General features: G+C 60.7%; 27 protein-coding genes. 1 reads left to right on the top strand and 26 read right to left on the bottom strand.

The features are described 5' to 3' along the window. Positions 1 to 7 precede the first annotated feature (7 nt). The gene (locus RCH06_RS11730; RefSeq protein ID WP_327081648.1) at positions 8 to 1174 is read left to right on the top strand and encodes a S1C family serine protease; all 1167 of its coding nucleotides are present in this window, start codon (positions 8 to 10) and stop codon (positions 1172 to 1174) included. A gap of 167 nt (positions 1175 to 1341) precedes the next feature. Here RCH06_RS11730 and tatC read toward each other — a convergent pair whose 3' ends face one another. The 26 genes from tatC to RCH06_RS11600 all read right to left on the bottom strand — a co-directional run bounded on the left by tatC (position 1342) and on the right by RCH06_RS11600 (position 24922). Then, complete coding sequence (gene tatC, locus RCH06_RS11725) at positions 1342 to 2145, bottom strand: twin-arginine translocase subunit TatC (protein ID WP_327081647.1); 804 nt, start codon at positions 2143 to 2145, stop codon at positions 1342 to 1344. 65 nt (positions 2146 to 2210) lie between these two features. Next, positions 2211 to 2678, bottom strand: coding sequence for a Sec-independent protein translocase protein TatB (tatB, locus tag RCH06_RS11720; RefSeq protein WP_327081646.1), 468 nt, complete (start codon positions 2676 to 2678; stop codon positions 2211 to 2213). A 50-nt stretch (positions 2679 to 2728) separates the two neighbouring features. Further along, on the bottom strand, positions 2729 to 2983 hold the full coding sequence (gene tatA / locus RCH06_RS11715; protein WP_327081645.1) for a Sec-independent protein translocase subunit TatA: 255 nt from the start codon (positions 2981 to 2983) through the stop codon (positions 2729 to 2731). Positions 2984 to 3128: 145 nt separating this feature from the next. Further along, the gene (locus tag RCH06_RS11710) at positions 3129 to 3488 is read right to left on the bottom strand and encodes a histidine triad nucleotide-binding protein (protein ID WP_327081644.1); all 360 of its coding nucleotides are present in this window, start codon (positions 3486 to 3488) and stop codon (positions 3129 to 3131) included. Continuing rightward, the gene (locus tag RCH06_RS11705; RefSeq protein WP_327081643.1) at positions 3485 to 3865 is read right to left on the bottom strand and encodes a DUF4870 family protein; all 381 of its coding nucleotides are present in this window, start codon (positions 3863 to 3865) and stop codon (positions 3485 to 3487) included. Before RCH06_RS11705 ends, RCH06_RS11710 begins: the two co-directional genes overlap by 4 nt. A 26-nt stretch (positions 3866 to 3891) precedes the next feature. After that, positions 3892 to 4272 carry a phosphoribosyl-ATP diphosphatase gene (locus RCH06_RS11700; RefSeq protein ID WP_327081642.1) on the bottom strand — a complete coding sequence of 127 codons (381 nt, stop codon included), beginning with the start codon at positions 4270 to 4272 and terminating at the stop codon, positions 3892 to 3894. A 14-nt stretch (positions 4273 to 4286) separates the two neighbouring features. Next, positions 4287 to 4676 carry a phosphoribosyl-AMP cyclohydrolase gene (hisI, locus tag RCH06_RS11695; protein ID WP_327081641.1) on the bottom strand — a complete coding sequence of 130 codons (390 nt, stop codon included), beginning with the start codon at positions 4674 to 4676 and terminating at the stop codon, positions 4287 to 4289. Between the two features lie 100 nt (positions 4677 to 4776). Beyond that, positions 4777 to 5556, bottom strand: a complete 780-nt coding sequence (gene hisF, locus RCH06_RS11690) for an imidazole glycerol phosphate synthase subunit HisF (protein WP_327081640.1) — start codon at positions 5554 to 5556, stop codon at positions 4777 to 4779. Between the two features lie 169 nt (positions 5557 to 5725). Next, positions 5726 to 6466, bottom strand: coding sequence for a 1-(5-phosphoribosyl)-5-[(5-phosphoribosylamino)methylideneamino]imidazole-4-carboxamide isomerase (gene hisA, locus RCH06_RS11685; protein WP_327081639.1), 741 nt, complete (start codon positions 6464 to 6466; stop codon positions 5726 to 5728). 75 nt (positions 6467 to 6541) lie between these two features. Next, positions 6542 to 7222, bottom strand: a complete 681-nt coding sequence (hisH, locus tag RCH06_RS11680) for an imidazole glycerol phosphate synthase subunit HisH (RefSeq protein ID WP_327081638.1) — start codon at positions 7220 to 7222, stop codon at positions 6542 to 6544. A 102-nt stretch (positions 7223 to 7324) separates the two neighbouring features. Continuing rightward, complete coding sequence (gene hisB / locus RCH06_RS11675) at positions 7325 to 7954, bottom strand: imidazoleglycerol-phosphate dehydratase HisB (RefSeq protein WP_327081637.1); 630 nt, start codon at positions 7952 to 7954, stop codon at positions 7325 to 7327. Next, positions 7951 to 9048: a histidinol-phosphate transaminase gene (gene hisC, locus RCH06_RS11670; RefSeq protein WP_327081636.1), complete on the bottom strand. Its 1098-nt coding sequence runs from the start codon at positions 9046 to 9048 to the stop codon at positions 7951 to 7953. The genes hisB and hisC overlap by 4 nt, the downstream gene beginning before the upstream one ends. After that, positions 9045 to 10391 (bottom strand): histidinol dehydrogenase, encoded by a 1347-nt coding sequence (gene hisD, locus RCH06_RS11665; RefSeq protein WP_327081635.1) that lies wholly within the window; start codon positions 10389 to 10391, stop codon positions 9045 to 9047. Before hisD ends, hisC begins: the two co-directional genes overlap by 4 nt. 5 nt (positions 10392 to 10396) lie before the next feature. Beyond that, positions 10397 to 11047, bottom strand: coding sequence for an ATP phosphoribosyltransferase (gene hisG / locus RCH06_RS11660; RefSeq protein WP_327081634.1), 651 nt, complete (start codon positions 11045 to 11047; stop codon positions 10397 to 10399). Continuing rightward, positions 11044 to 12318, bottom strand: a complete 1275-nt coding sequence (murA, locus tag RCH06_RS11655; protein WP_327081633.1) for a UDP-N-acetylglucosamine 1-carboxyvinyltransferase — start codon at positions 12316 to 12318, stop codon at positions 11044 to 11046. Before murA ends, hisG begins: the two co-directional genes overlap by 4 nt. A gap of 4 nt (positions 12319 to 12322) precedes the next feature. Continuing rightward, on the bottom strand, positions 12323 to 12568 hold the full coding sequence (locus RCH06_RS11650; protein ID WP_327081632.1) for a BolA family protein: 246 nt from the start codon (positions 12566 to 12568) through the stop codon (positions 12323 to 12325). Positions 12569 to 12759: 191 nt separating this feature from the next. Beyond that, positions 12760 to 13515: an ABC transporter permease gene (locus RCH06_RS11645; RefSeq protein ID WP_327081631.1), complete on the bottom strand. Its 756-nt coding sequence runs from the start codon at positions 13513 to 13515 to the stop codon at positions 12760 to 12762. After that, positions 13512 to 14441 (bottom strand): ABC transporter ATP-binding protein, encoded by a 930-nt coding sequence (locus RCH06_RS11640; protein WP_327081630.1) that lies wholly within the window; start codon positions 14439 to 14441, stop codon positions 13512 to 13514. The genes RCH06_RS11645 and RCH06_RS11640 overlap by 4 nt, the downstream gene beginning before the upstream one ends. 66 nt (positions 14442 to 14507) lie before the next feature. Then, positions 14508 to 14795, bottom strand: a complete 288-nt coding sequence (locus RCH06_RS11635; RefSeq protein WP_327081629.1) for an STAS domain-containing protein — start codon at positions 14793 to 14795, stop codon at positions 14508 to 14510. 14 nt (positions 14796 to 14809) lie between these two features. Then, positions 14810 to 15442, bottom strand: a complete 633-nt coding sequence (locus tag RCH06_RS11630; RefSeq protein ID WP_327081628.1) for an MlaC/ttg2D family ABC transporter substrate-binding protein — start codon at positions 15440 to 15442, stop codon at positions 14810 to 14812. Positions 15443 to 15572: 130 nt separating this feature from the next. Further along, on the bottom strand, positions 15573 to 16367 hold the full coding sequence (locus RCH06_RS11625) for an MlaA family lipoprotein (protein ID WP_327081627.1): 795 nt from the start codon (positions 16365 to 16367) through the stop codon (positions 15573 to 15575). Next, entirely contained in the window at positions 16364 to 16879 is a 516-nt protein-coding gene (mlaD, locus tag RCH06_RS11620) for an outer membrane lipid asymmetry maintenance protein MlaD (protein WP_327081626.1), read from the bottom strand. Before mlaD ends, RCH06_RS11625 begins: the two co-directional genes overlap by 4 nt. Before the next feature lie 11 nt (positions 16880 to 16890). Next, entirely contained in the window at positions 16891 to 17673 is a 783-nt protein-coding gene (mlaE, locus tag RCH06_RS11615; RefSeq protein WP_327081625.1) for a lipid asymmetry maintenance ABC transporter permease subunit MlaE, read from the bottom strand. Then, on the bottom strand, positions 17670 to 18515 hold the full coding sequence (locus tag RCH06_RS11610) for an ABC transporter ATP-binding protein (RefSeq protein WP_327081624.1): 846 nt from the start codon (positions 18513 to 18515) through the stop codon (positions 17670 to 17672). The genes mlaE and RCH06_RS11610 overlap by 4 nt, the downstream gene beginning before the upstream one ends. 55 nt (positions 18516 to 18570) lie before the next feature. After that, complete coding sequence (locus RCH06_RS11605) at positions 18571 to 20037, bottom strand: glutamate synthase subunit beta (RefSeq protein WP_327081623.1); 1467 nt, start codon at positions 20035 to 20037, stop codon at positions 18571 to 18573. Between the two features lie 142 nt (positions 20038 to 20179). After that, positions 20180 to 24922, bottom strand: a complete 4743-nt coding sequence (locus tag RCH06_RS11600; RefSeq protein ID WP_327081622.1) for a glutamate synthase-related protein — start codon at positions 24920 to 24922, stop codon at positions 20180 to 20182. Between the last annotated feature and the right edge of the window lie 138 nt (positions 24923 to 25060).

The raw sequence follows: 25060 nt of genomic DNA, 5'->3' as shown, positions 1-25060 counted from the left end.
TTGACCCATGAAGCGCACCTGGCTCCTGTTTTCCCAGACCGTCACCATTTTGGTGGCGGCTTATTTCGTGGTGGCCACGCTCCAGCCGCAGTGGCTGAACAAAAGAGTCTCGCTGAGCGGTGTTTCCGTCATCGAAGCGCCGGCCAACACCCTGCCACGCGCTGTCGGCACGGCCAGTCCGATAGGCAGTTTTGCGCCGGCGGCAAAAATCGCCTCGGCCGCCGTCGTGAGTATCAACACCAGCAAAGCCGCCGTTAAAAATCCGAAGATGAATGACCCGTGGTTCCGGTTTTTCTTTGGCGACCAGGGGCCGGGTGAAGCGCAGGCCGGGCTGGGCAGTGGCGTGATTGTGAGCAGCAGCGGCTACATCCTGACCAACAACCACGTGGTCGAAGGCGCGGACGAAATCGAGGTCGTTCTGAACGACACCCGCAAAACCCGGGCGAAAGTGATTGGCACCGACCCCGACACCGACCTGGCGATCCTCAAGATTGAGCTCGACAAGTTGCCCGTGATCATGCTGGGCAACTCGGACGAGCTTCAAGTGGGCGATCCGGTGCTGGCTATTGGCAATCCGTTTGGCGTCGGCCAGACCGTGACCGGCGGCATCGTGAGCGCGCTGGGGCGCAACCAGTTGGGCATCAACACCTTTGAAAACTTCATCCAGACCGATGCAGCCATCAACCCCGGCAATTCGGGCGGTGCGCTGGTCGATGGCAACGGCAATCTGCTGGGCATCAACACCGCCATCTACTCGCGCTCGGGCGGCTCCATGGGGATTGGTTTTGCCATTCCCGTTTCGACCGCCAAGCAGGTGCTCGAAGGGATTGTGAAAGACGGCCAGGTCACGCGCGGCTGGATTGGCGTGGAGCCGCAAGAGCTGAATGCCGAACTGATCGAAGCCTTCAAGCTCCAGCCCGAAGCAGCCAAGGCGGGCGGCGTCATCATCACCGGCGTATTGCAAAACGGGCCGGCTGCGCAAGGCGGGATCAAGCCCGGCGATGTCATTACCGCCGTCAATGGCCAGCCGGTCAAAAACGTGAGCCAGTTGCTGACAGCCGTGGCCGCCCTGAAACCCGGAACGCCTGCACCGCTGAGCGTGTTGCGCGGCAGTGGCGCGGTTGAAGTTGCCGTGACGCCCGGCAAACGCGAGCGCCCCAAGGTTCAACGCTGAACTGGCTCAGGGGAAACAGGCTGAGCCGGGGGTTGAAACAGATCAGCCAGTCAGCCGATCAGCAGGAGCGGCTTGGGCCGGCCAGTCAATCGCTATAAATTAGAGAGCTGCCAGCGCGCGTGCAGCATGCGCCAGCGCCTCATTTGACAGCGAATCAGTGCAAAAATTCAGAGCTTGGCGACTTCCGTATCGGTATCCGGCGCTTGCGTGCGCTTGACGAACACCTGAGCGGCCAGAATGCCGACTTCATACAAACCGCCCACCACCATGAGCAGCATGATCATCGAGCCGGCATCAGGCGGCGTGACGAGCGCGGTGCCAATAGCGGCAATCACCCAGAAATAACCCCGGTACTGGCGCAATTGAGCCACCGTGAGCACGCCCATGCGCACCAGCAAAATCACCGCAATCGGCACCTCAAAAGCCAGCCCGAACGCCAAAAACATGCCGAGTACGAAGTTGAGGTATTCCTCAATGTCTGGTGCGGCCGTGATGGACTTGGGCGCAAAGCTCTGGATGAAGTGAAACACCTGGCCAAAGACAAAGTAATAGCAAAAGGCAACGCCGAAGAAAAACAGCAAGGTGCTGGAAATCACCAGCGGCATGACCAGCTTTTTCTCATGCGAATACAGACCGGGCGCGACAAACGCCCACACCTGGTACAGCACCACCGGCAGCGAAATCATGAACGCGGCCATGAAAAGAATCTTGATCGGCACCACAAACGGGGAAATCACGTTGGTGGCAATCAATGTGGCACCTGCGGGCAGGCTGGCAATCAAAGGCGCGGCCATCAGGTCATAGAGCGCGCCAGGGCCGGGAAACAAGGCGAGAGCGGCCGCAGCAATGCCAATGGCAATGACGGCCTTGATCATGCGGTCGCGCAACTCCATCAGGTGCTGGACAAAGGGCTGCTCAGTACCTGCGAGTTCGTCGGGCTTGTCGCCGCCGCTAGAGTTGGAATCGCTCATGAAGAAAATTTGCGCCGGGTAAATTGCGCCGTCATGCGCGCAACGAGGGATTCAGGAAAAGTGCTTCACGCCTTGCGGCTGGACTGCGGGCGAAAACGGGCCACGCGCGCGGCGCCGGACTGCGCTTTGGTGCGCACGCCTGCGCGGGCTTTGAACCACTGCGGCGTTGCGCCCTGCTTGAGCCGCCATTTCTTTTTGGGATGCCGGTATTCAGGAAAAACTTCAAAGCCCGGCAAGCTGTCAGACGACGTTGTGGGGTTCGTGTCAGCCCATGATTTTTCAAAATCGCTGGCGCCGGTCTTGATCGAGTTTTCAACGTCTCGGGCAGCGTCTTGAACGCTTTCCTTCATTTTCTTGAACTCGTCCAGTTCCATGGAACGATTGACTTCCTGCTTCACGTCAGAAATATAGCGCTGTGCCTTGCCCAGCAGCGTACCGACGGTACGCGCCACGCGCGGCAGCTTTTCAGGGCCGATGACGATCAGGGCGACTGCGCCAATCAGCGCCATCTTGGAAATGCCGAGGTCAATCACGGCGGATCAGACGCGAAAAAGGTTCAGCGATGTCACGCATGACGCCGTCATCAGGGTTTTTGCCGCGCTTGGACATCAATCGTGTTCCGGTCTGCTTTTTCGGCAGCCTGGGCATTGGTAACCTGGCTGGCCGGGGTAACCGGAATGTCATCCTCCGGAGAATGGCCGCCCTCTTTCATGCCGTCCTTGAATCCTTTGACTGCACCGCCGAGGTCGCTGCCCATGTTTTTCAGCTTTTTGGTGCCGAACACCATCACGACGATCAACAAAACGATCAACCAGTGCCAAATTGAAAATCCACCCATGTTTAGCTCCTACTCTGAAATTGTCAAAAATGATCTAGCTACAGCAAAGGCTGATTCTAAAGGCCTTGTGTGACAGGTTCTATGACCCTGCCAGCTTGCTGGATAGCGTAGCCAGGGTTCCCTGGACGCCCACGCATCATGCGCTTCAACCCTTGAGCCACGGCCTGGCACCGCCAATCACATGCAAATGCAGGTGCTGGATTTCCTGCCCGCCTTCGACGCCGGTATTGGTCATGATGCGAAATCCGCCTTCTGGATAGGGGTTGCAGCCCTCTGCCATCGCCAGTTTCGGCGCCAGCACCATCATGCGCCCCAGCAGTGCAGCATGTTCCGGGCCCACGTGAGCCATTGACGCAATATGCGCCTTGGGAATGATCAGCAAATGCACCGGCGCATGCGGATGAATGTCGTGAAAGACGAACAGTTCGTCGTCTTCATAAACCTTGCGGCTGGGAATGGTGCCTGCGGCGATTTTGCAAAAAAGGCAGTTGTCTGGATGGCTCATGCGGCCTCCACCGCCAGGCCGGCATTCATGCGCATCATGCCTTTGACGATGCGGTAGAGGAACCAGATCGAAATCAGTCCCCAGGCAATCCAGCCCGGCACGATAAACAGCAGCCAGAGCCAGGAAGTCAGCAGGTACAAAATTCCGGCCCAAATCACCGAACGAATCCGCCAGCTGAAATGCGATGCCTGCCAAGTGTTGGCGGCGTCAGGGCGCTTGACCAGGTCAATCACCAGCGCGACCAGCAGCAAGGCGATGGAAACCTGCGCGCCGGGCAGCACAGCCGCCACGGCAACGACGAGGTGCAGGATGTAACTGATCCAGCCCCAGGTCATCAATCCTTTGTCAGCCTCTATGGTCACAATGTCATCTCGCATGGTGCGTTCCTTGGTTGGACAGGTTGTCAGTTGCCGTCAGCGTCGCGCTGCTGCACTTTGCGCAGCGCCTTTTCATCAATGCCGCTGGTGCCCTCACGGCGCTCCAGTTCGGCCAGCACATCGGCAGGGCTCAAGCCGTAGTGGGCCAGCGCCACCAGGGTATGAAACCACAAGTCAGCCACTTCGCCGACCAGTTTGCCTTTCAGGACTTCGGTGGGGCCGCCATGGTCAATGTCTTTGGCAGCCATCACGGTTTCGGTCGCCTCTTCGCCGATTTTCTTTAAAAAGGCGTCCGGGCCTTTGTGCAGCAGGCGCGCCACATAACTGGTAGACGGGTCGCCGCCATTCACAGGCTTGCGCGCTTCAAGGGTCTGCGCGAGGCGATCAAGGGTATCGTTAGAGGACATGGCTGCTTTGGGGGTTATTTATAGATGCTGCCCGGGTCTTTCAAGACCGGCTCGGTCACGACCCACTGGCCGTCCTGGTAAAGACTGAAAAAGCAGCTGTGGCGGCCGGTGTGGCAGGCAATGCCGGGTTCATGGCCCTGCTGCGTGATCTTGAGCAAGACCACGTCGCTGTCGCAGTCAAGCCGGATTTCATGCACGGTCTGGAAATGGCCGGACTCTTCGCCCTTGTGCCACAGACGATTGCGCGACCGGCTGAAATACACCGCCTGGCCCAGCTCGGCGGTTTTTTGCAGCGCCTCGCGGTTCATCCAGGCAAACATCAGCACGTCGCCGCTGGCGGCTTCCTGCGCGATCACGGGCACCAGGCCCTTTTCGTCCCAACGGACAGTTTCTAACCAATTCATGCACGCTATTGTCGGCGATTGTGGCGCAGGCTAGATACTATGAAATTAATAGCTGCTAACGCCCGTCCATCCTGCGCTACAGACTTAAAAAGCTTGAAAACTAGAGCCGGACAGGAATTCCGCGTGCCGCCATGTGCCGCTTGGCCTGCTCGACGGTGTATTCGCCGTAATGAAAAATGCTGGCCGCCAGCACCGCATCCGCGCCGCCCATCTGCACGCCGTCAGCCAGGTGGTCAAGGTTGCCCACGCCGCCCGAGGCAATCACCGGCACGCTGACCGCGTCGCTCACGGCGCGCGTCAGTTCGAGGTCAAACCCCGACTTGGTGCCGTCGCGGTTCATGCTGGTCAGCAGAATTTCGCCCGCGCCGCGCCGCGCCATCTCTGTCGCCCAGGCCACCGCATCCAGGCCGGTATTTTTGCGCCCGCCGTGGCTGTACACGTCCCAGCCCGCGCCGCGCAGCAAGGCTTCTTCGTCACTGCGGCGCTTGGCATCAATCGCCACCACGATGCATTGCGCGCCGTACTTGGCGGAGGCGTCTTCAATCACCTGCGGATTGGCCAGCGCCGCCGAGTTGAAGCTGGTCTTGTCAGCGCCAGCGTTGAGCAGCCGGCGCACGTCTTCCACCGTGCGCACCCCGCCCCCCACGGTGAGCGGAATAAACACCTGCGACGCCACCGCTTCGATGATGTGCAAAATCAAATCGCGCTCATCGCTGGTGGCGGTGATGTCGAGAAAGGTCAGCTCATCCGCCCCTTGGTCGTTGTAGCGGGCGGCAATTTCCACCGGGTCACCGGCGTCGCGCAGCTGGGTGAAATTGACGCCTTTGACGACCCGGCCGCCGGTGACGTCAAGACACGGAATGATTCTTTTAGCAAGCATGAACTGATATGCGTAATAAACGCCAGTGGGTGTCGCCAGGGCGAGAGGAATGAAAAGGGCGGCTCAGAAACCAGCCAGGGCCACGGAACCGGCTTTGCCGGGCCGCAGGCCCAGCGGCCCCCTCGGGGGGCAGCGCAGCACACGCAGTGGCAAGCGTGGGGGCCATCGATCAGCCGTTCAGCTCGTCAGCGCGCAGTTGGGCGGCTTCAAAGTCCAGGTCGCCGCTGTAAATCGAGCGGCCGCAAATCACGCCCTGCACGCCTTCGTCTTCGACCGCGCACAGCGCTTCGATGTCGGCCATGTTCGACAGGCCGCCCGAGGCGATCACCGGAATCGTCAGCGCCTGCGCCAGCCTGACGGTGGCCTCGATGTTGATGCCGCTGAGCATGCCGTCGCGGCCAATGTCGGTGTAGATGATGGATTCGACGCCGTAGTCCTGGAATTTCTTGCCCAAGTCAACCACTTCGTGCCCCGTCAGCTTGCTCCAGCCGTCGGTAGCGACCTTACCGTCTTTGGCATCGAGACCGACGATGATGTGGCCGCCAAAAGCGGTGCAGGCGTCTTGCAAAAAGCCCGGATTTTTGACGGCGGCGGTGCCAATGATGACGTAACGCAGACCGGCATCCAGATAACGCTCGATGGTGTCCAGGTCGCGAATGCCGCCACCCAGTTGCACCTCGATTTCATTGCCGACTTCGGCCAGGATGCGCTTGATGGCCGCTTCGTTTTTGGGCTTGCCCGCAAACGCGCCATTCAAGTCCACCAGATGCAGGCGTCTGGCGCCTTTGTTGACCCAGTTGCGCGCCATGGCGGCCGGGTCTTCGCTGAAAATGGTGGATTGGTCCATGTCGCCCTGTTTCAGGCGGACGCAGTGACCGTCTTTCAGGTCAATGGCGGGGATGAGTAGCATGTTGGGCTGAAGAAAATCGGTGGATGACGTTGAAAAATGATGGCCCTGTGCCAGGGTGCCATCGCGAAAAAGAAATCAAGGTTTCCAGTGCAGAAAATTGCGGTACAGGGCGAGCCCTTGATCGGCACTTTTCTCGGGGTGGAACTGGGTGGCAAAAATATTATCGCGCGCTATCGCCGCTGCAAACCGCCCGCCGTAGTCGGCCTCGCCCGCGATGTGGCGTTGATCCGACGGACAGGCGTAAAAGCTGTGCACAAAGTAAAAATACGACGCGTCGGGCACACCGGCCCAGACCGGATGGGCGTTTTGGCCGTCGGGCCGTGACTGATGCACCTGGTTCCAGCCCATTTGCGGCACTTTGTAGCGGCTGCCGTCGGGCTGGAGCTTGCCGGCCAGGTCGAACTTGACGACCTCGCCGTGGATCAGTCCCAGGCCGGGCGTGGGCGCGCCGTTCAGCCCTTCGTGGCTGTTGTCGAGCAGCATCTGCATGCCGACGCACACGCCAAACAGCGGCTTGTGGCCGGCGGCATGCAGCACGGCGCCGAGCATGCCCGAGTGTTCGAGCGCCAGCATGCAGTCATGCATCGCGCCCTGGCCGGGCAGCACGACGCGCTCTGCATCGAGCACGTCCTGCGGGTTGGACGTGACCCGCACCTCGTAGCCCGTGCCCTGCACCACATGCCGGACCGCCTGCGAGACCGAACACAGGTTGCCGGAACCGTAATCGACCACTGCCACCGTTTTCAAATTGGACATTCAGAAAGGAAAAATTAAATTGCTATTTTTTTAATAGCTGTCAACGCACGCCCTGCCTGCTCAGAATGGCTAAAACATGCAAAAACAGCGATCAGATATGGCTTACAGCGAGCCCTTGGTCGAAGGAATCACGCCCACCGAACGCGGATCGATTTCCAGCGCCATGCGCAGGGCTCTGGCAAAGGCCTTGAACACCGTCTCGGCCTGGTGATGGGCGTTTTCGCCCTTGAGGTTGTCGATGTGCAGCGTGACGAACGCATGGTTGACAAAGCCCTGGAAGAATTCATAGGCCAGCTGGCTGTCGAAGGTGCCGATCATGCCGCTCTTGAACGGCACGTTCATCACCAGCCCCGGGCGGCCTGAAAAGTCGATGACCACACGCGACAGCGCTTCGTCAAGCGGCACATAGGCATGGCCATAGCGGCGCAGGCCTTTTTTGTCGCCAATGGCCTGCGCCACGGCCTGCCCGAGCGTGATGCCGACATCTTCGACCGTGTGGTGGCCGTCGATGTGCAGGTCGCCCACGGCGTGGATGTCCAGGTCGATCAGCCCGTGGCGAGCGATCTGGTCGAGCATGTGGTCAAAAAAGCCGATGCCGGTGGACAGCTTCGCCTGGCCGGTACCGTCCAGGTTGACCTTGACGGTGATTTTGGTTTCGGCGGTGTTGCGCGAAACCTCGGCCGTGCGTGGTGCGGACAAGGCGGGCAGAGAGTCGGTGATGGAAGTGGTCATAGGGAGGGTTCAAGCGCGGCCAGCAATTGCGCATTTTCTTCGGCAGTGCCGACGGTCAGGCGCAGGCAGTTGGCCAGCAAAGGATGCATTTTAGAAATATTTTTGACCAGCACCTTGCGATTTCGCAAGCCGTCGAAGGTGCGCGCCGCGTCGGGCACGCGGATCAGGATCATGTTGGCGTCACTGTGCCAGGCCTTGACACCGGGCAAGGCGGCAAGCGCGTCGAACAGAAAGGCGCGCTGGGCGATCAGTTCCTGCGCCTGGGCTTCAAACACCTCGCGGTGTTCGAGGGCGAACAGCGCGCATTCATAGTTCAACACGCTGATGTTGTAGGGCGGACGCACCTTGTCGATTTCGGCAATCAGGGCTTTGGGCCCCATCATGTAGCCCAGGCGAACGCCGGCCAGGCCGAACTTGCTCAGGGTGCGCATCAAGAGCACATGGCCGTGCCGCGACATGCGGCCGGCATAGCTCTTGCTGGCAAAAGGCTGGTAGGCCTCGTCCATCACGACCAGGCCGCCCTGCGCACCGACCGCCCCGATGATCTTTTCAATCACCGCATCGTCCCACAGGTTGGCCGTAGGGTTGTTCGGATAGGCCAGGTAGGTGATCGATGGCTTGTGCTCCGCGATCGCTGCCAGCATCGCCGCTTCGTCGAGTTCAAAGTCGGGCGTCAGATCGACGCCGATGAACTTCAGGCCCTGCAACTGCGCGCTCATGGCGTACATCACGAAACCGGGCAGCGGCGCCAGCACCGAGCCGCCGGGCACGTCGCAGGCCAGCGCCAGCAGCGCGATCAGCTCGTCCGAGCCGTTGCCCAGCATGATGTCGAAGCCTTCGGGCATCTGTGCGTAGTCGGCCAGCGCGCGGCGCAGGTCGTTGACGCGGCCGTCCGGGTAGCGGTTCAGCGCCAGCGCGCCCAGGCGCTGGCCCAGGTGCGCCTGCAGGGCGGCGGGCAGCCGGTGCGGATTTTCCATCGCATCGAGCTTGACCATGCCCGCCGAGTCCTGAATGGCGTAGGCGTGCATCGACTGCACATCCTGGCGAATCAGTTGCTTGAGTTTCGGGTCGAGTGTGGAATCAGGCGCGGTCATTGGTTGGGTTTTCTCATGTCGGGCACGGTGGTCAAGCGCAGTTCGGCGGCGCGGGCATGCGCCTGCAGGCCTTCGCCATAGGCCAGTTCGGCGGCAATCGGGCCGAGGACTTGCGCGCCGGCTTCGCTGACCTCGATCAGGCTGGAGCGTTTCTGGAAGTCGTACACCCCCAGCGGGCTGGAAAAGCGCGCCGTGCCGCTGGTCGGCAATACGTGGTTCGGGCCGGCGCAGTAGTCGCCCAGGCTTTCACTGGTGTAGGCGCCAAGAAAAATCGCCCCGGCGTGACGCAGCAGCGGCTCCCAGCGGTGCGGGTCGCGGCTGGAGACTTCCAGGTGCTCGGGCGCGATGCGGTTGGAAATTTCGCAGGCTTCTTCCATGCTGCGGGTCAGGATCAGCGCGCCCCGGTCGGTCAGCGACCTGGCGATGATCTCGGCGCGCGGCATGGCGGGCAGCAGGCGATGGATGGCTACCTGCACGGCGTCGATGTAGGCGGCGTCGGGACACAGCAAAATGCTTTGCGCCAGCTCGTCATGCTCGGCCTGGCTGAACAGGTCCATCGCCACCCAGTCGGCCGGCGTCGTGCCGTCGGCCAGCACCAGAATCTCGGATGGCCCGGCAATCATGTCGATGCCGACCGTGCCGAACACGCGTTTCTTGGCGCTGGCGACATAGGCATTGCCGGGGCCGGTGATCTTGTCCACCTTGGGCACGGTCGCCGTGCCGTAAGCCAGCGCGGCCACCGCCTGCGCGCCGCCGATGGTGAAGGCACGCGTCACGCCGGCGACGTAGGCGGCAGCCAGCACCAGCGCGTTTTTCTCGCCCCTGGGCGTGGGCACGACCATGATGATCTCGCCGACACCGGCCACATGGGCGGGAATCGCGTTCATCAGCACCGACGACGGGTACGCCGCCTTGCCGCCGGGCACGTAGATGCCGACGCGGTCCAGCGGCGTGACCTTCTGGCCCAGCAGCGTGCCATCCTCGTCGCGGTAACTCCAGCTTTCGCCGCTGGCCTTTTTCTGCGCCTCGTGGTACGTCCGCACGCGCTTGGCGGCGGCCTGCAGCGCGCCCCGCTGTGCGGCGGGAATCGACTCGAACGCAGCCTTGAGTTCGGCCTGCGTGAGTTCGAGTTCTGCCATCGAGCCGACGCTCAGGCCGTCAAACCGCGCGGTGTATTCCAGCACCGCCGCATCGCCGCGCTGTTGCACGTCCAGCAGGATGTCGGCCACGCGCTGCTCGATGGCCGCATCAGTGTCGGCCGACCAGTGCAGCCGGGCCTTGAATTGAGACTCAAAAGTGCTGTCAGCGCACGACAGTCGGGCGGGAGTAGCTATCAATTTCATGGCAATCAGGGGGTTAGGGGCTTGGCAAGCGCCAAGGCAAACGCATCAATCAGTTTGCGAATCGGTGCCTGCTTGAGCTTGAGGGCGGTCTGGTTCACCACCAGATGCGAGCTGATGTCCATGATGCGCTCGACTTCCATCAAATGGTTGGCCCTGAGCGTGTTGCCGGTGGACACCAAATCAACAATCGCGTCGGCCAGGCCGGTGAGCGGGGCGAGTTCCATGCTGCCGTAGAGCTTGATCAAATCGACGTGAACGCCCTTGCTGGCGAAAAAGTCACGTGAAATTTCCACGTATTTGGTGGCCACTTTCAGGCGCGAGCCTTGTTTGACGGCGGCCGCATAGTCAAAGCCCTGGCGCACCGCCACGCTGATGCGGCATTTGGCAATCTGCAAGTCCAGCGGCTGGTACAGACCCTGACTGCCCGATTCGAGCAACGTGTCCTTGCCGACGACACCGATATCGGCGCCGCCGTACTGCACATAGGTCGGCACGTCGGTGGCGCGGACCAGCACCACGCGCAGGTCGGGCTGGTTGGTGTCAAGGATCAGCTTGCGTGATTTTTCCGGGTCGTCGAGCACCTCGATGCCGGCGCTTTTCAGCAGCGGCAGGATGTCGTCAAAGATGCGGCCTTTGGAGAGCGCGAGCGTGATCATGCTTGCATCCGTTCAATATCGGCGCCAATGCCGCGCAACTTGGCTTCCATGTGGTCGTAGCCCCGGTCGAGGTGGTAGATGCGTTCGACAAAGGTCTCGCCTTCAGCGACCAGACCGGCAATCACCAGACTGGCGGAGGCGCGCAAGTCGGTCGCCATGACGGTAGCACCCGAGAGTTTTTCGACGCCTTCGATGACGGCAACCTTGCCTTCAATCTGGATTTTTGCGCCCAGGCGGACCATTTCATTGACGTGCATGAAGCGGTTTTCAAAAATCGTCTCGGTCACCGTGCTGGTGCCCTGCGCGACGGCGTTGAGCGCCATGAACTGCGCCTGCATGTCGGTCGGAAAACCGGGGTATTCGGTGGTGCGGAACGACTGCGCCTTCATGCGGCCGCAGGCCTGGATGCGGATGAACCCTTCGCCAGCCGTGATGGTGGCACCGGCTTCGCGCAGCTTTTCAATCACCGCTTCGAGGTGGTCGGCACGGCCGTGCTGCAGGACCACATCGCCGCCGGCCGCCGCCACGGCGCACAAAAAGGTGCCAGTTTCAATCCGGTCAGCAACCACCTGGTGCGTGCAGCCGTGCAGCCGGTCGACGCCCTGAATGCGGATGCGGCGCGTGCCATGGCCTTCGATGTTCGCGCCCATTTTGATGAGCATCTCGGCCAGGTCGCCAATCTCGGGCTCCTGCGCTGCGTTTTCGAGAATGGTCTCGCCCTCGGCCAGCGTGGCGGCCATCAGGAAATTCTCGGTCCCGGTGACGGTCACCATGTCGGTCGTGAGGGTCGCGCCCTTCAGGCGCGTCTGGCCTGCGGGCAGCTTGGCCAGCATGTAGCCGTGCTCGACGATGATCTCGGCGCCCATCGCTTGCAGGCCCTTGATGTGCTGATCAACAGGCCGCGAACCAATGGCGCAGCCGCCGGGCAGCGACACCGTCGCCTTGCCAAAACGCGCCAACAGCGGCCCCAGCGCCAGCACCGACGCGCGCATGGTCTTGACCAGCTCGTACGGCGCCTCGGGCGAATTCAGCGGGCCGGCATTGAGCGTGACAGTGCCGGGAACACTGACACTGCGCTCGGCCTCGACGCCCATGTTGCGGATCAGCTTGAGCATGGTCGTCACGTCATGCAGGCCCGGAACGTTTTGCAGCGTGACCGGCTCAGCGGTCAGCAGCGCCGCGCAAAGCTCGGGCAATGCCGCGTTTTTGGCGCCCGAGATGTCGACGGAGCCGGCCAGGGACTTGCCACCCTTGATGCGTAGTTTGTCCATTTGTTTATTGCGCCTTGAGTGCAGCCCACTCGGCGGGCGTATAGGTCTTCATCGACAGGGCATGGACTTCACCGGTGTGAATCCGGTTACCTACCGTGGCATAAGCGCGGTGGTGGCGCGCAATCCGCGACAGGCCCTGAAAAGCGCTGGACACCATGGTGGCGTACCAATGGCTGCCGTCACCGGACACTTCGAGGTGCTCGCACGGCAAGTCGGCGGCAATGATGGCTTGGAGTTCTTCGCTGGTCATAAAGGTTTTCTAAAAAAATTCACAGTGCCTTGGTGGGCGTAAAAAAATGGGCGCAATGCAGTACATAGAAAGCGCGGCGACTCCGGCTGCCGTTCCAACCCAGCAGGGGCCGCGGGACTGGCTTCGCCAGACCGCAGGCGCAGCAGCCCCCTCGGGGGGCAGCGCAGTACGCGAAGCGACAAGCGTGGGGGTCATCCCCTGATCTTATAGCCCGTGCGCAGCATGTTGACCGCGACGGCGCTGATGATGAGAAATGCGCTCAGCACCAAGCCCAGGCTGAGCCAGGGCGAGACATCGCTGACGCCAAAAAAACCGTAGCGAAAACCGTCAATCATGTAGAAAAACGGATTCAGGTGGCTGACCTTCTGCCACATCGGCGGCAACGAGTGAATGGAGTAAAAAACGCCGCTCAAAAAAGTCATCGGCATGATGATGAAGTTCTGGAAGGTCGCCATCTGGTCGAACTTTTCGGCCCACAAACCGGCAATCACGCCCAGCGCGCCCATCATCGCCGAGCCCAGTACGGCAAACACCAGTATCCAGAGCGGGGCTTCAAAGCCGGGCTGGCCAAAAAACACCGTGACCGCAAACACGCCCGTGCCGACCATCAGGCCGCGCACGACCGACGAGCCCACATAGGCAAAAAACCAGTGCCAATGCGACAGCGGCGAGAGCAGCACAAACACCAGACTGCCCATGATCTTGCTCTGGATCAGCGATGACGAACTGTTGGCAAACGAGTTTTGCAGCACGCTCATCATCACCAAGCCAGGCACCAAAAAGGCGGTGTAGCTGACCTTGTCGTAGACCAGCACCTTGCCTTGAAGCACATGGCCAAAAATCAGCATGTAAAGCACCGCTGTCAGCACGGGCGCGCCAACGGTCTGGAAACCGACTTTCCAGAAGCGCAGGATTTCCTTGTAAAAAAGCGTTTGCCAGCCGGTCATGCTGCGGCTCCGGATTTGTCCGTCATGACTTCAATGAACACATCTTCCAGATCGGCCTTGCGGATTTCAACGTCTTCAGCGACCAGGCCGGCCTCCCGGACGGCGGCCAGGTATTGCTCGATTTCGCGGGCATTGTGCGCCGGAAACTGTACGATTCGGCCTGTAATACGCGCCTGGTCGGCCAGGTGCGGGGGAAGTTCGCTATCAATTTTAAAGCGCAGCAGATTGCTAGAAGCCGCCTTGAGCAACTCTGACGTTTGCGCCAGTGCCACCACCCGGCCCTGCTTGAGCATGGCAATGCGGTTGCACAGGGCTTCGGCTTCTTCGAGGTAATGGGTGGTCAATAAAACGGTGCTGCCTTGTCTGTTGAGTTTGGCGATGAACTGCCACAGCGTCTGGCGCAGCTCCACATCGACGCCAGCGGTGGGCTCGTCCAGCACGATGACCTGCGGTTTGTGGACCAGCGCCTGCGCCACCAGCACACGGCGCTTCATGCCGCCCGAGAGCTGGCGCATATTGGCATTGGCCTTGTCGGCCAGGCCCAGATTGAGCAGCAGCTCGTCAATCCAGTCGTCGTTGTGCTTAATACCGAAATAGCCCGACTGGATGCGCAGTGCTTCGCGGACGGTAAAAAACGGGTCGAACACCAGTTCCTGCGGCACCACGCCCAGTTTGCGCCGGGCGTTGGCGTAGTCGAGCAGCACGTCGCTGTCATGGACCAGAACCCGCCCACTGCTGGCACGCGACAGGCCGGCCAGAATGCTGATGAGGGAGGTTTTACCGGCTCCGTTGGGGCCGAGCAAGCCGAAAAATTCGCCTTGCTGAATGTCAAAGCTGACGTTGTCCAGCGCCTTCAGGCCGGAGCCGGGCTGGTTGCGTGTAGCGGGATAGGTTTTGGAGACGGACTGAAAGGATATGGCTGGCATGAGCCCGCTATTTTAGGGGTGGATGCGTTTTGTATCTGGCAGGGCAGCGTATGGCCCCGCAAGCCTTCATGACACAGGCAAAACCGGTTCAGCCGCAGGAATCAATTGGGCAACGCCATAGACGCCGGCCAGTTGCAGCAGGCGCTCCGGGGCGCCCAGAACGGCAAAAGTCTTGCCCGCCGCCAGCGCCTGACGACGGCATGCCAGCAAGATGGCCAGCGCCGACGAATCAAACTGCTGCAGGCCGCCGGCATCCACCACAACAGCTTTTGGGGCGGACAGCACTTCCTGGTTCACGGTCGGGAAAAATCCCGACGCGATGGCATGGGTCAGTACAGCAGGAAGTTTCAGCATGGCTGACGCAGGGCTCAGGACTTGCTGCCAGCGTTGGTCTTGTTGCGCTGCGACATGGATGCGATCAGGCCATCGACGCCGTTGGCACTGATTTCCTGCGCGAACTGGGTGCGGTAGGTTTCCACCAGCCAGACGCCCAGCACGTTCAGGTCATAAATCTTCCAGCCGGTCGGCGTTTTTTCCATGCGGTAGTCAAGTTGAACTGGATCACCCCGTCCCAAGACTTCGGTGCGAACCGTGACTTCGGTGTCGGTCGGTGCAGCACGCAGCGGTTTGACATTGAGCGACTGGTCTTTGACTTGGGAAAGCGCACCCGAATACGTGCGGATCAGCAGGGTCTTGAACTCTTCCTGCAGACGGGTTTTCTGCGCGGGGGTGGCTTGCCGCCAGTTGCGGCCCACGGCAGACGCAGTCATGCGGGTGAAGTTCACATTGGGCATGACCTTGGCGTCCACCAGCGCCAGCACCCGGCTTGTGTCGCCGGCTTGCGTCGCCTTGTCGGACTTGATACCGTCAAGCACTTCAGTGGAAACACGCTTGATCAGCGCATCCGGCCCCTCTTCGGCAGCGCGGACAAAAGGTGCAGAAGCCAGCAGTGCCAGACTAAGCGCAGCGGACAAAAGACGGCCAAGGGTTCTACGGTTCATGGTTGTTCTTTCAAAGTCGGTACAAACAGCCAACGAAACGGCTGATTTTCAAGAATAATTTTGCAAGCCGGCACCAGGCTTGGCGATGAAGATTTGCGGCAGCTTTGTAAAGCTTGTGACAAAGATTTTTTTACTGCACACCCGATGCAGGCACTGCAGGCGCACTGTTGGCCGGTGCGGTTTCAGGCAGGTCGTAACGCTCTTCCGGTTCGACGCGCGCATCGACACCGCTCTTGCCCAGCAGGCTGCGGCGGCGCTGCAAATAGAAGTCTCGGGTGAAGGTATATTTATCAAGTGCCGCCTGCTCCAGCACATTACTGGCCCCGAGCAGATTGGCGCGGGTATCGACCAGGCGCAGGCCCATCAAGGAGTTGCGTGCGGGGATATTGTCAGTACGTGACACCAGATTGCCGTTCATGTCCACAACCAGTCCGGCCGTGTCGCGCACGCTGGAAGGCCCGAACAGTGGCAGCACCACATACGGGCCGGATCCGACCCCCCAAGTGCCCAGCGTCTGGCCAAAATCTTCTTTGTGTTTGGGGATTTTCAATGCGGTGGCCACATCAAAAATACCGCCTACGCCCCATAAGGTATTGGTCGTGAAACGGAAAAGGGAATCGGCGGCTTGCGCCGGCCTGGCCTGCAGAACGTTGTTGACGAATGACCAGACATCCGAAATGTTCTCAAAGAAATTCGTCACACCCGTGCGGACGGGTTGCGGCGTCACGTTCTGGTAGGCCGTCGCGACAGGCTTCAGAACGGTGCGGTCCAGCCCTTCGTTAAAGCTGAACACGCTGCGGTTGAAGGGCTCCAGCGGATCGGCCGGATTGGCGGTGGGGCCACTGGCGCAGCCTTGCAAAAGGGCCAGAGCCAAACCGGCAGCAGCCCAACCCAAGGCCGGTTTCAAAGTGATGGATTTAGTCATTTTTTTTCTGCTGTTGCGGTTGGGGGAGTGATCTCGTCCGATCCGGAGCCTGCGCTTCCTTCGGCGGCTTTATTGAACAAAAATTGTCCGATGAGGTTTTCAAGCACGACGGCTGATTGTGTCTGCTTGATCACGTCGCCTGCAACAAGATTGTCTTCGGCGCCCCCGGCCTCCATGCCTATGTATTGCTCTCCGAGCAAGCCGCTGGTGAGAATTTTCAGCGAACTGTCTTTGGGGAAGGAAAAGCGGCTTTGCATGTCGAGCAACACGCGCGCCTGAAAGGTGGTGTCGTTGAACGTAATGTCTGCCACGCGTCCGATCACCACGCCCCCGCTGCGCACAGCCGCCTTGGGCTTGAGGCCGCCGATATTGTCAAACTCGGCACTGATCTGGTACGTGGACTGAAAATTCAGCTTCAGCAAGTTGGCGGCCTGCAGCGCCAGAAACAAAATGGCGGCAGCGCCAATCATGACAAAAATGCCGACCCACACATCTATTTTTGAGCGTTGCACCACACTCCTCCTTAATTGGTAAACATCATTGCGGTCAGGATGAAATCCAGACCCAGAACCGCCAGCGAAGCCACCACCACCGTGCGCGTTGTTGCGCTGGCCACGCCTTCAGGCGTTGGTTGCGCTTCAAAACCCTGGAACAGCGCCACGAAAGTGACCGTGAAGCCAAACACAATACTTTTGACAATGCCGTTGCCCACGTCGCGCCAGACATCCACACTGTTCTGGATCTGGCTCCAGAACGAACCGGCATCCACACCGATCATGATCACGCCCACCACCCAGCCGCCAATCACGCCCATGGCGCTGAACACGGCAGCCAGCAGCGGCATGGCAATTACGCCCGCCCAGAAGCGCGGCGCCAAGATGCGCTGAATCGGATCGACCGCCATCATTTCCATGACGCTGATCTGCTCGCCCGCCTTCATCAGGCCGATTTCGGCAGTCAGCGAAGTGCCAGCCCGACCGGCAAACAAAAGCGCGGTGACGACGGGTCCGAGTTCGCGCACCAGCGTGAAGGTCACCAGCTGGCCCAGCGCCTCGGTGGAGCCAAAACGCAGCAAGGTGTAGTAGCCCTGCAGACCAAACACAAATCCGACAAACAGGCCTGAGATGGCGATGATGACCAGCGAGTAGTTGCCCAAAAAGAAAATCTGGTCGCGCACCAGGCCAAAACGCTTGAAGGTCGAGACAAAGGTGGCCAAAAGCCGGATGAAGAGCCGCGCGCCATAGCCCAGGTTGCCCAGCTTCTTGCGGGTAGCAAAGCCCACATCGGCAGGTTTGTACCAAGTCATGATGAAGCTCCGGATTGGCGGGACGCAGGCGTCAAGGCGGGCCCAAAGTCTTCCTCGACCGTCACGCCGGGATAGTCAAACCGGACCGGGCCATCTGGCAGCGCATGCACATACTGGTAGACCAGCGGGTCGGTACTTTTGCGCACTTCGTCGGGCGTGCCTTCAGTGGCGACCTTGCCATTGGCCAGGATGATCACATGGTCGGCAATGGCAAACGTCTGCTCCAGCTCGTGCGAGACAAAAATACTCGTCAGCCCCATGCTGTCATTGAGGTGGCGAATCAGGCGTGCCGACGTTCCCAGCGAAATCGGGTCCAGCCCCGAAAAAGGCTCGTCATACATGACCAGTTCGGGGTCCAGCGCGATAGCACGGGCCAGCGCAATGCGCCGCGCCATGCCGCCCGACACCTCGCTGGGCATCAGGTCGCGGGCGCCGCGCAGACCGACCGCATTGAGCTTCATCAGCACGATGTCGCGGATCAGCGCTTCGGGCAGGCCGGTGTGCTCGCGCAGTGGAAAGGCGACGTTCTCGAACACGCTCAGGTCGGCAAACAGTGCGCCGAACTGGAACAACATGCCCATTCGGCGGCGGGCTGCGTAGATCTGTTCCTGGTTCATCGGCGTGACATCCTGGCCGTCGAACAGCAACTGGCCCGATTGCGCCCGGTTCTGCCCGCCAATCAGGCGCAGGATGGTGGTCTTGCCGCCACCGGATGCGCCCAGCAGGGCCGTGACCTTGCCCCGGGGCACCGACAGCGAAATATCGTCCAGAATGACGCGTTCGCCGTACCCAAAAGTCAGGTGGCGAAGTTCGACAAGGGAAGCGTTGGAGGATGGGGGCATAGAAAAAACAAAAGCCGGACATTCCGGCTTCTGGATCATAAGGGATTACGCGTAATCAGCGCGGCAGATCGCTGTAGCCCATCAGGAACTCATCGACTGAGCGCGCGGCTTGGCGGCCCTCGCGAATCGCCCACACCACCAGGCTCTGGCCGCGCCGGATATCGCCCGCTGCAAACACCTTGGGAAGGTTGGTGGCATAGCCACCGATGAAGTCGGTGCCGGCACGGGCATTGCCCCGGTTGTCCTTCTCGATGCCAAAGGCGTCGAGCACAGACGCCACCGGCGAGACAAAGCCCATGGCCAGCAGCACCAGGTCGGCTTTCAAAATCTGTTCGGAGCCGGCAACCTCAACCATCCTTCCATCCTTCCATTCAACGCGAACGGTCTTCAGGCCGGTGAGCTTGCCTTTTTCGCCAATCAGCTCCTTGGTCGAGATGGCGAATTCGCGCTCGCAGCCCTCTTCGTGGCTGGAACTGGTGCGCAGCTTGATCGGCCAGTAGGGCCACGTCATGGGGCGGTTTTCTTCGACAGGCGGCTCGGGCATCAGCTCGAACTGGGTGACGCTGGCCGCGCCGTGGCGGTTGCTGGTACCGACGCAGTCCGAGCCGGTGTCACCGCCGCCAATCACGATGACGTGCTTGCCATCGGCGCGCAGTTGGCCCTTGACCTTGTCGCCGGCGTTGACCTTGTTTTGCAGCGGCAAAAATTCCATGGCGAAATGCACGCCATCCAAATCACGGCCGGGCACCGGCAGGTCGCGCGACTGTTCGGCGCCGCCGGTCAGGACCACGGCATCAAAGTCTTTTTGCAGTTGCTCAGGGCTAATGGTTTCCTTGGCCCAGTTGGTGACCTTGGAACCCTTGGGCAGGCTGCCGATCATGACGCCGGTGCGAAACACCACGCCCTCGGCCTGCATCTGCTCGACGCGGCGGTCGATGTGGATTTTTTCCATCTTGAAGTCGGGAATGCCGTAGCGCAGCAGTCCGCCCATGCGGTCGTTCTTCTCGAACAGCGTCACGTCGTGGCCGACGCGCGCCAGTTGCTGGGCAGCGGCCATGCCAGCCGGGCCGGAGCCGACAACGGCGACCTTCTTGCCGGTCTTGTGCGGGGCCAGCCGGGGCTTGACCCAGCCTTCAGCCCAGGCGCGGTCGATGATCGCGTGCTCGATGGACTTGATACCCACCGCGTCGTCGTTCACATTCAGGACGCAGGCCGCTTCGCAAGGCGCCGGGCAGATGCGGCCAGTGAACTCGGGAAAATTGTTGGTGCTGTGCAGCGTGTCAATCGCGTTTTTCCAGTCGGCCCGAAACACCATGTCGTTGAAGTCGGGAATGATGTTGTTGACCGGGCAGCCGCTGTTGCAAAACGGCGTGCCGCAGTCCATGCAGCGCGCGGCCTGCACGCTGGCCTGCTGGTCATCCAGGCCAATGACGAATTCCTTGTAGTTCTTCAGGCGCTCGGGAACGGGCTTGTAGCCTTCCTCGATGCGCTCGTATTCCATGAAGCCGGTAATTTTTCCCATGATCGATTCCTGTGTAATTTTTTAAGCTTTTAAGGCCGCTTGTGCATAGCCAACGGGCGCAAGCAGCTATTAATACAATAGCAAAATAACGAACCAGCCAGGCCCGGCAGCAGCATGCTGACCGGCGCTGGCGTGGTCTGGCTTATTTGGCAGCTACCGTTTCCCGGTTGGTCGCGACTTGGACGCGGGTGGTTTCAGTCGAGGCCCGCACGCGGCGCTCCTGGCGCTCCATCAGGGCGCGCTTGTACTCGTTCGGGAACACCTTCACGAACCTCAGGCGTGACACGCTCCAGGTGTCGAGCAGTTCGCGCGCGCGCTTGCTGCCAGTCCAGCGGTTGTGGTCTTGCAGCAGGCGCTTGAGCTGCTCTTCATCGCTTTGGTCGGCATGCCAGTCGGATACGTCATGGGTGTGTTGCTCAGAGGTCGTGACCACGCGGTCCATCGACACCATTGAGGTGTTGCAGCGCGTGGCAAACAGGCCGTCCTCGTCATAAACATAGGCCACGCCGCCGCTCATGCCGGCTGCAAAATTGCGGCCGGTCTTGCCCAGCACCGCGACTGTGCCGCCCGTCATGTATTCGCAACCGTGGTCGCCCGTGCCTTCGACAACCGCCGTGGCGCCTGACAGGCGCACCGCAAAACGCTCGCCCGCCACGCCGCTGAAGAAAGCCTCGCCGCTGGTGGCGCCGTACATCACGGTATTGCCAACAATGGTGTTCTTTACCGAATCCCCCCTGAAATCAATGCTCGGGCGAACGATGATGCGGCCGCCGGAGAGGCCCTTGCCGGTGTAGTCGTTGGCGTCGCCGATCAAATACAGCGTGATGCCCTTGGCCAGGAAAGCGCCAAACGACTGGCCGCCTGTGCCCTCTAACTGGATGCGCAGCGTGTCGTCCGGCAGGCCTTCGGGGCGCAGGCGCGTCAACTCGCCCGACAGCATGGCGCCGACGGTGCGGTTGACGTTGCGCGCCACTTCGATAAACTGGACTTTTTCGCCTTTTTCCAGCGCGGCTTTCGATTTCTCGATCAGCCGCATGTCCAGTGCTTTATCCAGCCCATGATCCTGGTCCATCACATGCAGGCGCGGCACATCGGCCGGCACCTGGGGCTGATAGAACAGGCGGCTGAAGTCTAGGCCGCTGGCTTTCCAGTGTTCGATGCCTTTTTGCATGTCCAGTAAATCGGGCCGGCCAATCAGGTCGTCAAACTTGGCGATGCCGAGTTGCGCCATCAACTGGCGCGCTTCTTCGGCGACGAAGAAGAAATAGTTCACGACATGCTCGGGCTTGCCGCTGAACTTCTGGCGCAGCACCGGGTCTTGCGTCGCCACGCCGACGGGGCAGGTGTTGAGGTGGCACTTGCGCATCATGATGCAGCCCTCGACGACCAGGGGCGCGGTGGCAAAACCGAATTCGTCCGCGCCCAGCAATGCACCAATCACCACGTCGCGGCCGGTTTTCATCTGGCCGTCGGCCTGCACGCGAATGCGGCCGCGCAGGCGGTTCAGCACCAAGGTCTGCTGGGTTTCAGCCAGGCCGATTTCCCACGGCGAGCCGGCATGCTTGATGGATGACCAGGGCGAAGCGCCCGTGCCGCCGTCGTGGCCGGCAATCACCACGTGGTCAGCCTTGGCCTTGGCCACGCCGGCAGCAATCGTGCCGACGCCGGTTTCGCTGACCAGCTTGACGCTAATGCTGGCGCGCGGGTTGACGTTTTTCAAATCATGGATCAGCTGCGCCAAGTCCTCAATCGAATAAATGTCGTGGTGCGGTGGCGGCGAAATCAGCCCCACGCCGGGCACCGAGAAACGCAGCTGGCCGATGTAGTCGCTGACCTTGCCGCCGGGCAGCTGGCCGCCCTCGCCCGGCTTCGCGCCCTGGGCCATCTTGATCTGGATCTGGTCAGCCGACACCAAGTATTCGGCGGTCACGCCAAAACGGCCCGACGCCACTTGCTTGATGCGCGAACGCAGCGAATCGCCGTCTTGCAGCGGCAAATCAACCTCAACCACCTTGTCGCCAATCACGCTTTTCAGCGTGTCGCCGCGCTTGATCGGGATGCCTTTTAGTTCCTGACGGTAACGCGCCGGGTCTTCGCCGCCCTCGCCGGTGTTGCTCTTGCCGCCGATGCGGTTCATGGCCACGGCCAGCGTCGCATGCGCCTCGGTGCTGATAGAACCCAGCGACATCGCGCCGGTCACAAAGCGCTTGACGATTTCCTTGGCCGGCTCGACCTCGTCAATGGGAATCGCTTTGCTCGGGTCAATCTTGAACTCGAACAGGCCGCGCAGCGTCATGTGGCGGCGGTTCTGGTCGTTGACGAGCTGGGCAAATTCCTTGTAGGTGTTCCAGTTGTTGGCGCGCGTCGAATGCTGCAATTTGGCAATCGTGTCGGGCGTCCACATGTGGTCTTCGCCGCGTACGCGCCAAGCGTATTCGCCGCCGGCGTCCAGCATGTTGGCCAGCACCGGGTCGTCGCTGAAAGCGGCTTTGTGCATGCGCAGCGCTTCTTCGGCAATGCCGAACACGCCCATGCCCTCGACCTGGCTGGAGGTGCCGGTGAAGAACTTGTCCACCGTCTCGCGGCTCAGGCCGATGACCTCGAACAACTGCGCGCCGCAGTAGCTCATGTAGGTGGACACGCCCATCTTGGACATGATCTTGGACAGGCCCTTGCCGATGGCCTTGGTGTAGTTGTAGACCGCTTTTTCGGTGCTCAGGTCGCCCGGCAGGCCCTTGGACAGCTCGGCCAGGGTTTCCAGCGCCAGGTACGGGTGAACCGCTTCTGCACCGTACGCCGCCAGCACGGCGAAGTGGTGGACTTCCTTGGCCGAACCGGTTTCCACCACCAGCCCGGCGGTGGTGCGCAGGCCTTCCTTCACCAGGTGCTGGTGAATTGCCGACAGCGCCAGCAGCGCGGGAATGGCGACTTGCGTGGCGCTCAGGGCGCGGTCGCTGACGATCAGGATGTTCTTGCCGGTCTTGATGGCATCGACGGCTTCAGCGCACAGCGAGGCCAGCTTGGCCTCGACGCCTTCACTGCCCCAGGCCAGCGGATAGGTGATGTCCAGCGTGTAGCTCTTGAACTTGCCCTGGGTGCGGATTTTGATGTCGCGCAGCTTTTGCATGTCGGCCACGTTCAGCACCGGCTGGCTGACTTCGAGCCGCATTGGCGGGTTGACCTGGTTGATGTCCAGCAGGTTCGGCTTGGGGCCGATAAAGGACACCAGCGACATCACGATGGCTTCACGAATCGGGTCAATGGGCGGGTTGGTGACCTGCGCAAACAGCTGCTTGAAGTAGTTGTAGAGCGGCTTGTTCTTGTTCGACAGCACGGCCAGCGGGCTGTCGTTGCCCATCGAGCCGGTGGCTTCCTCGCCGTTGGCGGCCATCGGCGAGAGCAGAAACTTGATGTCTTCCTGGGTGTAGCCGAAGGCTTGCTGGCGGTCGAGCAATGACAACTCGTTCACGGCAGGCGCGGCGGCGGCGCTTTCCTGGGTCTTGCCGACCACGTCGTCGAGCCGGATGCGCAGATTCTCGATCCACTGCTTGTAGGGCTTGCTGTGCGACAGCGTGGCCTTGATTTCCTCGTCGTCGACCATGCGGCCTTGCTCCAGGTCGATCAGGAACATTTTGCCGGGCTGCAGACGCCACTTGCGAACGATCTTGTGCTCAGGGATGGGCAGCACGCCGGATTCGGACGCCATGATGACCAGGTCGTCGTCGGTGACGCAATAACGCGACGGACGCAGGCCGTTGCGGTCGAGCGTGGCGCCAATCTGGCGGCCGTCGGTGAAGACGATGGACGCCGGGCCGTCCCACGGCTCCAGCATGGCGGCATGGTATTCGTAGAAGGCCTTGCGGCGCTCGTCCATGGTGGTGTGCTGCTCCCACGGCTCGGGAATCATCATCATCACGGCCTGGCTGATCGGGTAGCCGGCCATCGTCAGCAACTCCAGGCAGTTGTCGAAGGTGGCAGTGTCGGACTGACCCGGAAAGCTGATCGGATACAGCTTTTGCAGGTCAGCACCCAGCACGGGCGAAGACATCACGCCTTCGCGCGCCTTCATCCAGTTGTAGTTGCCCTTGACGGTGTTGATTTCGCCGTTGTGCGCCACATAGCGGTACGGGTGGGCCAGCGGCCACTCGGGAAAGGTGTTTGTCGAAAAGCGCTGATGCACCAGACCGAGTGCCGAGACGCAGCGCTCATCCTTCAGGTCCAGAAAATAGGTGCCAACCTGGTCAGCCAGCAGCAGCCCCTTGTAAACCACGGTGCGGCTGGACATGCTGGGCACGTAATACTCTTTGCTGTGCGTCAGCTTGAGGTTCTGGATGGCGGCGCTGGCGGTCTTGCGGATCACATACAGCTTGCGCTCCAGCGCGTCTTGGACGATGACGTCGTTACCCCGGCCAATGAAGATCTGGCGCAGGATAGGTTCTTTTTTGCGCACGTTGGGCGACATCGGCATGTCACGGTCTACCGGCACATCGCGCCAGCCCAACAACACCTGACCTTCGGCCTTGACCGTGCGCTCCAATGCCTGTTCGCAGGCTAGGCGCGACGCATGTTCTTTCGGTAAAAACACCATGCCCACGCCATATTCGCCGGGTGGCGGCAGCGTCACGCCTTGCGCGGCCATTTCTTCGCGGTACAACGCGTCAGGCAGCTGGATCAAAATGCCAGCACCGTCGCCCATCAGCTTGTCCGCACCCACCGCGCCCCGATGGTCGAGGTTTTCAAGAATCTTCAGGGCCTGCGCGACGATGGCATGGCTTTTGTGACCCTTGATGTGGGCGACAAAACCGACACCGCAGGCATCGTGCTCATTGGCGCCGGCGTACAAACCGTGTTGTTCAAAATGCTTGATTTCAGCAGCCGTAGTCATCGCGAGTCCTTTTTCAACATCCACCGGGGATTCAAATAATTTTTCCAAGATGCCAAGCATAGTGCAATGATTAACCCCTAACGAAATTTTTAATCGGGGTCAGATTCCAATTAAATTTCAAAATCACACCATTTACTT

The organism is Polaromonas sp. CG_9.5, from assembly GCF_035984465.1.
Taxonomy (GTDB): Bacteria; Pseudomonadota; Gammaproteobacteria; order Burkholderiales; family Burkholderiaceae_C; genus Polaromonas.
The sequence above is the reverse complement of the archived record's forward strand: the minus strand, read 5'-3'. Positions and strand labels throughout refer to the sequence as shown.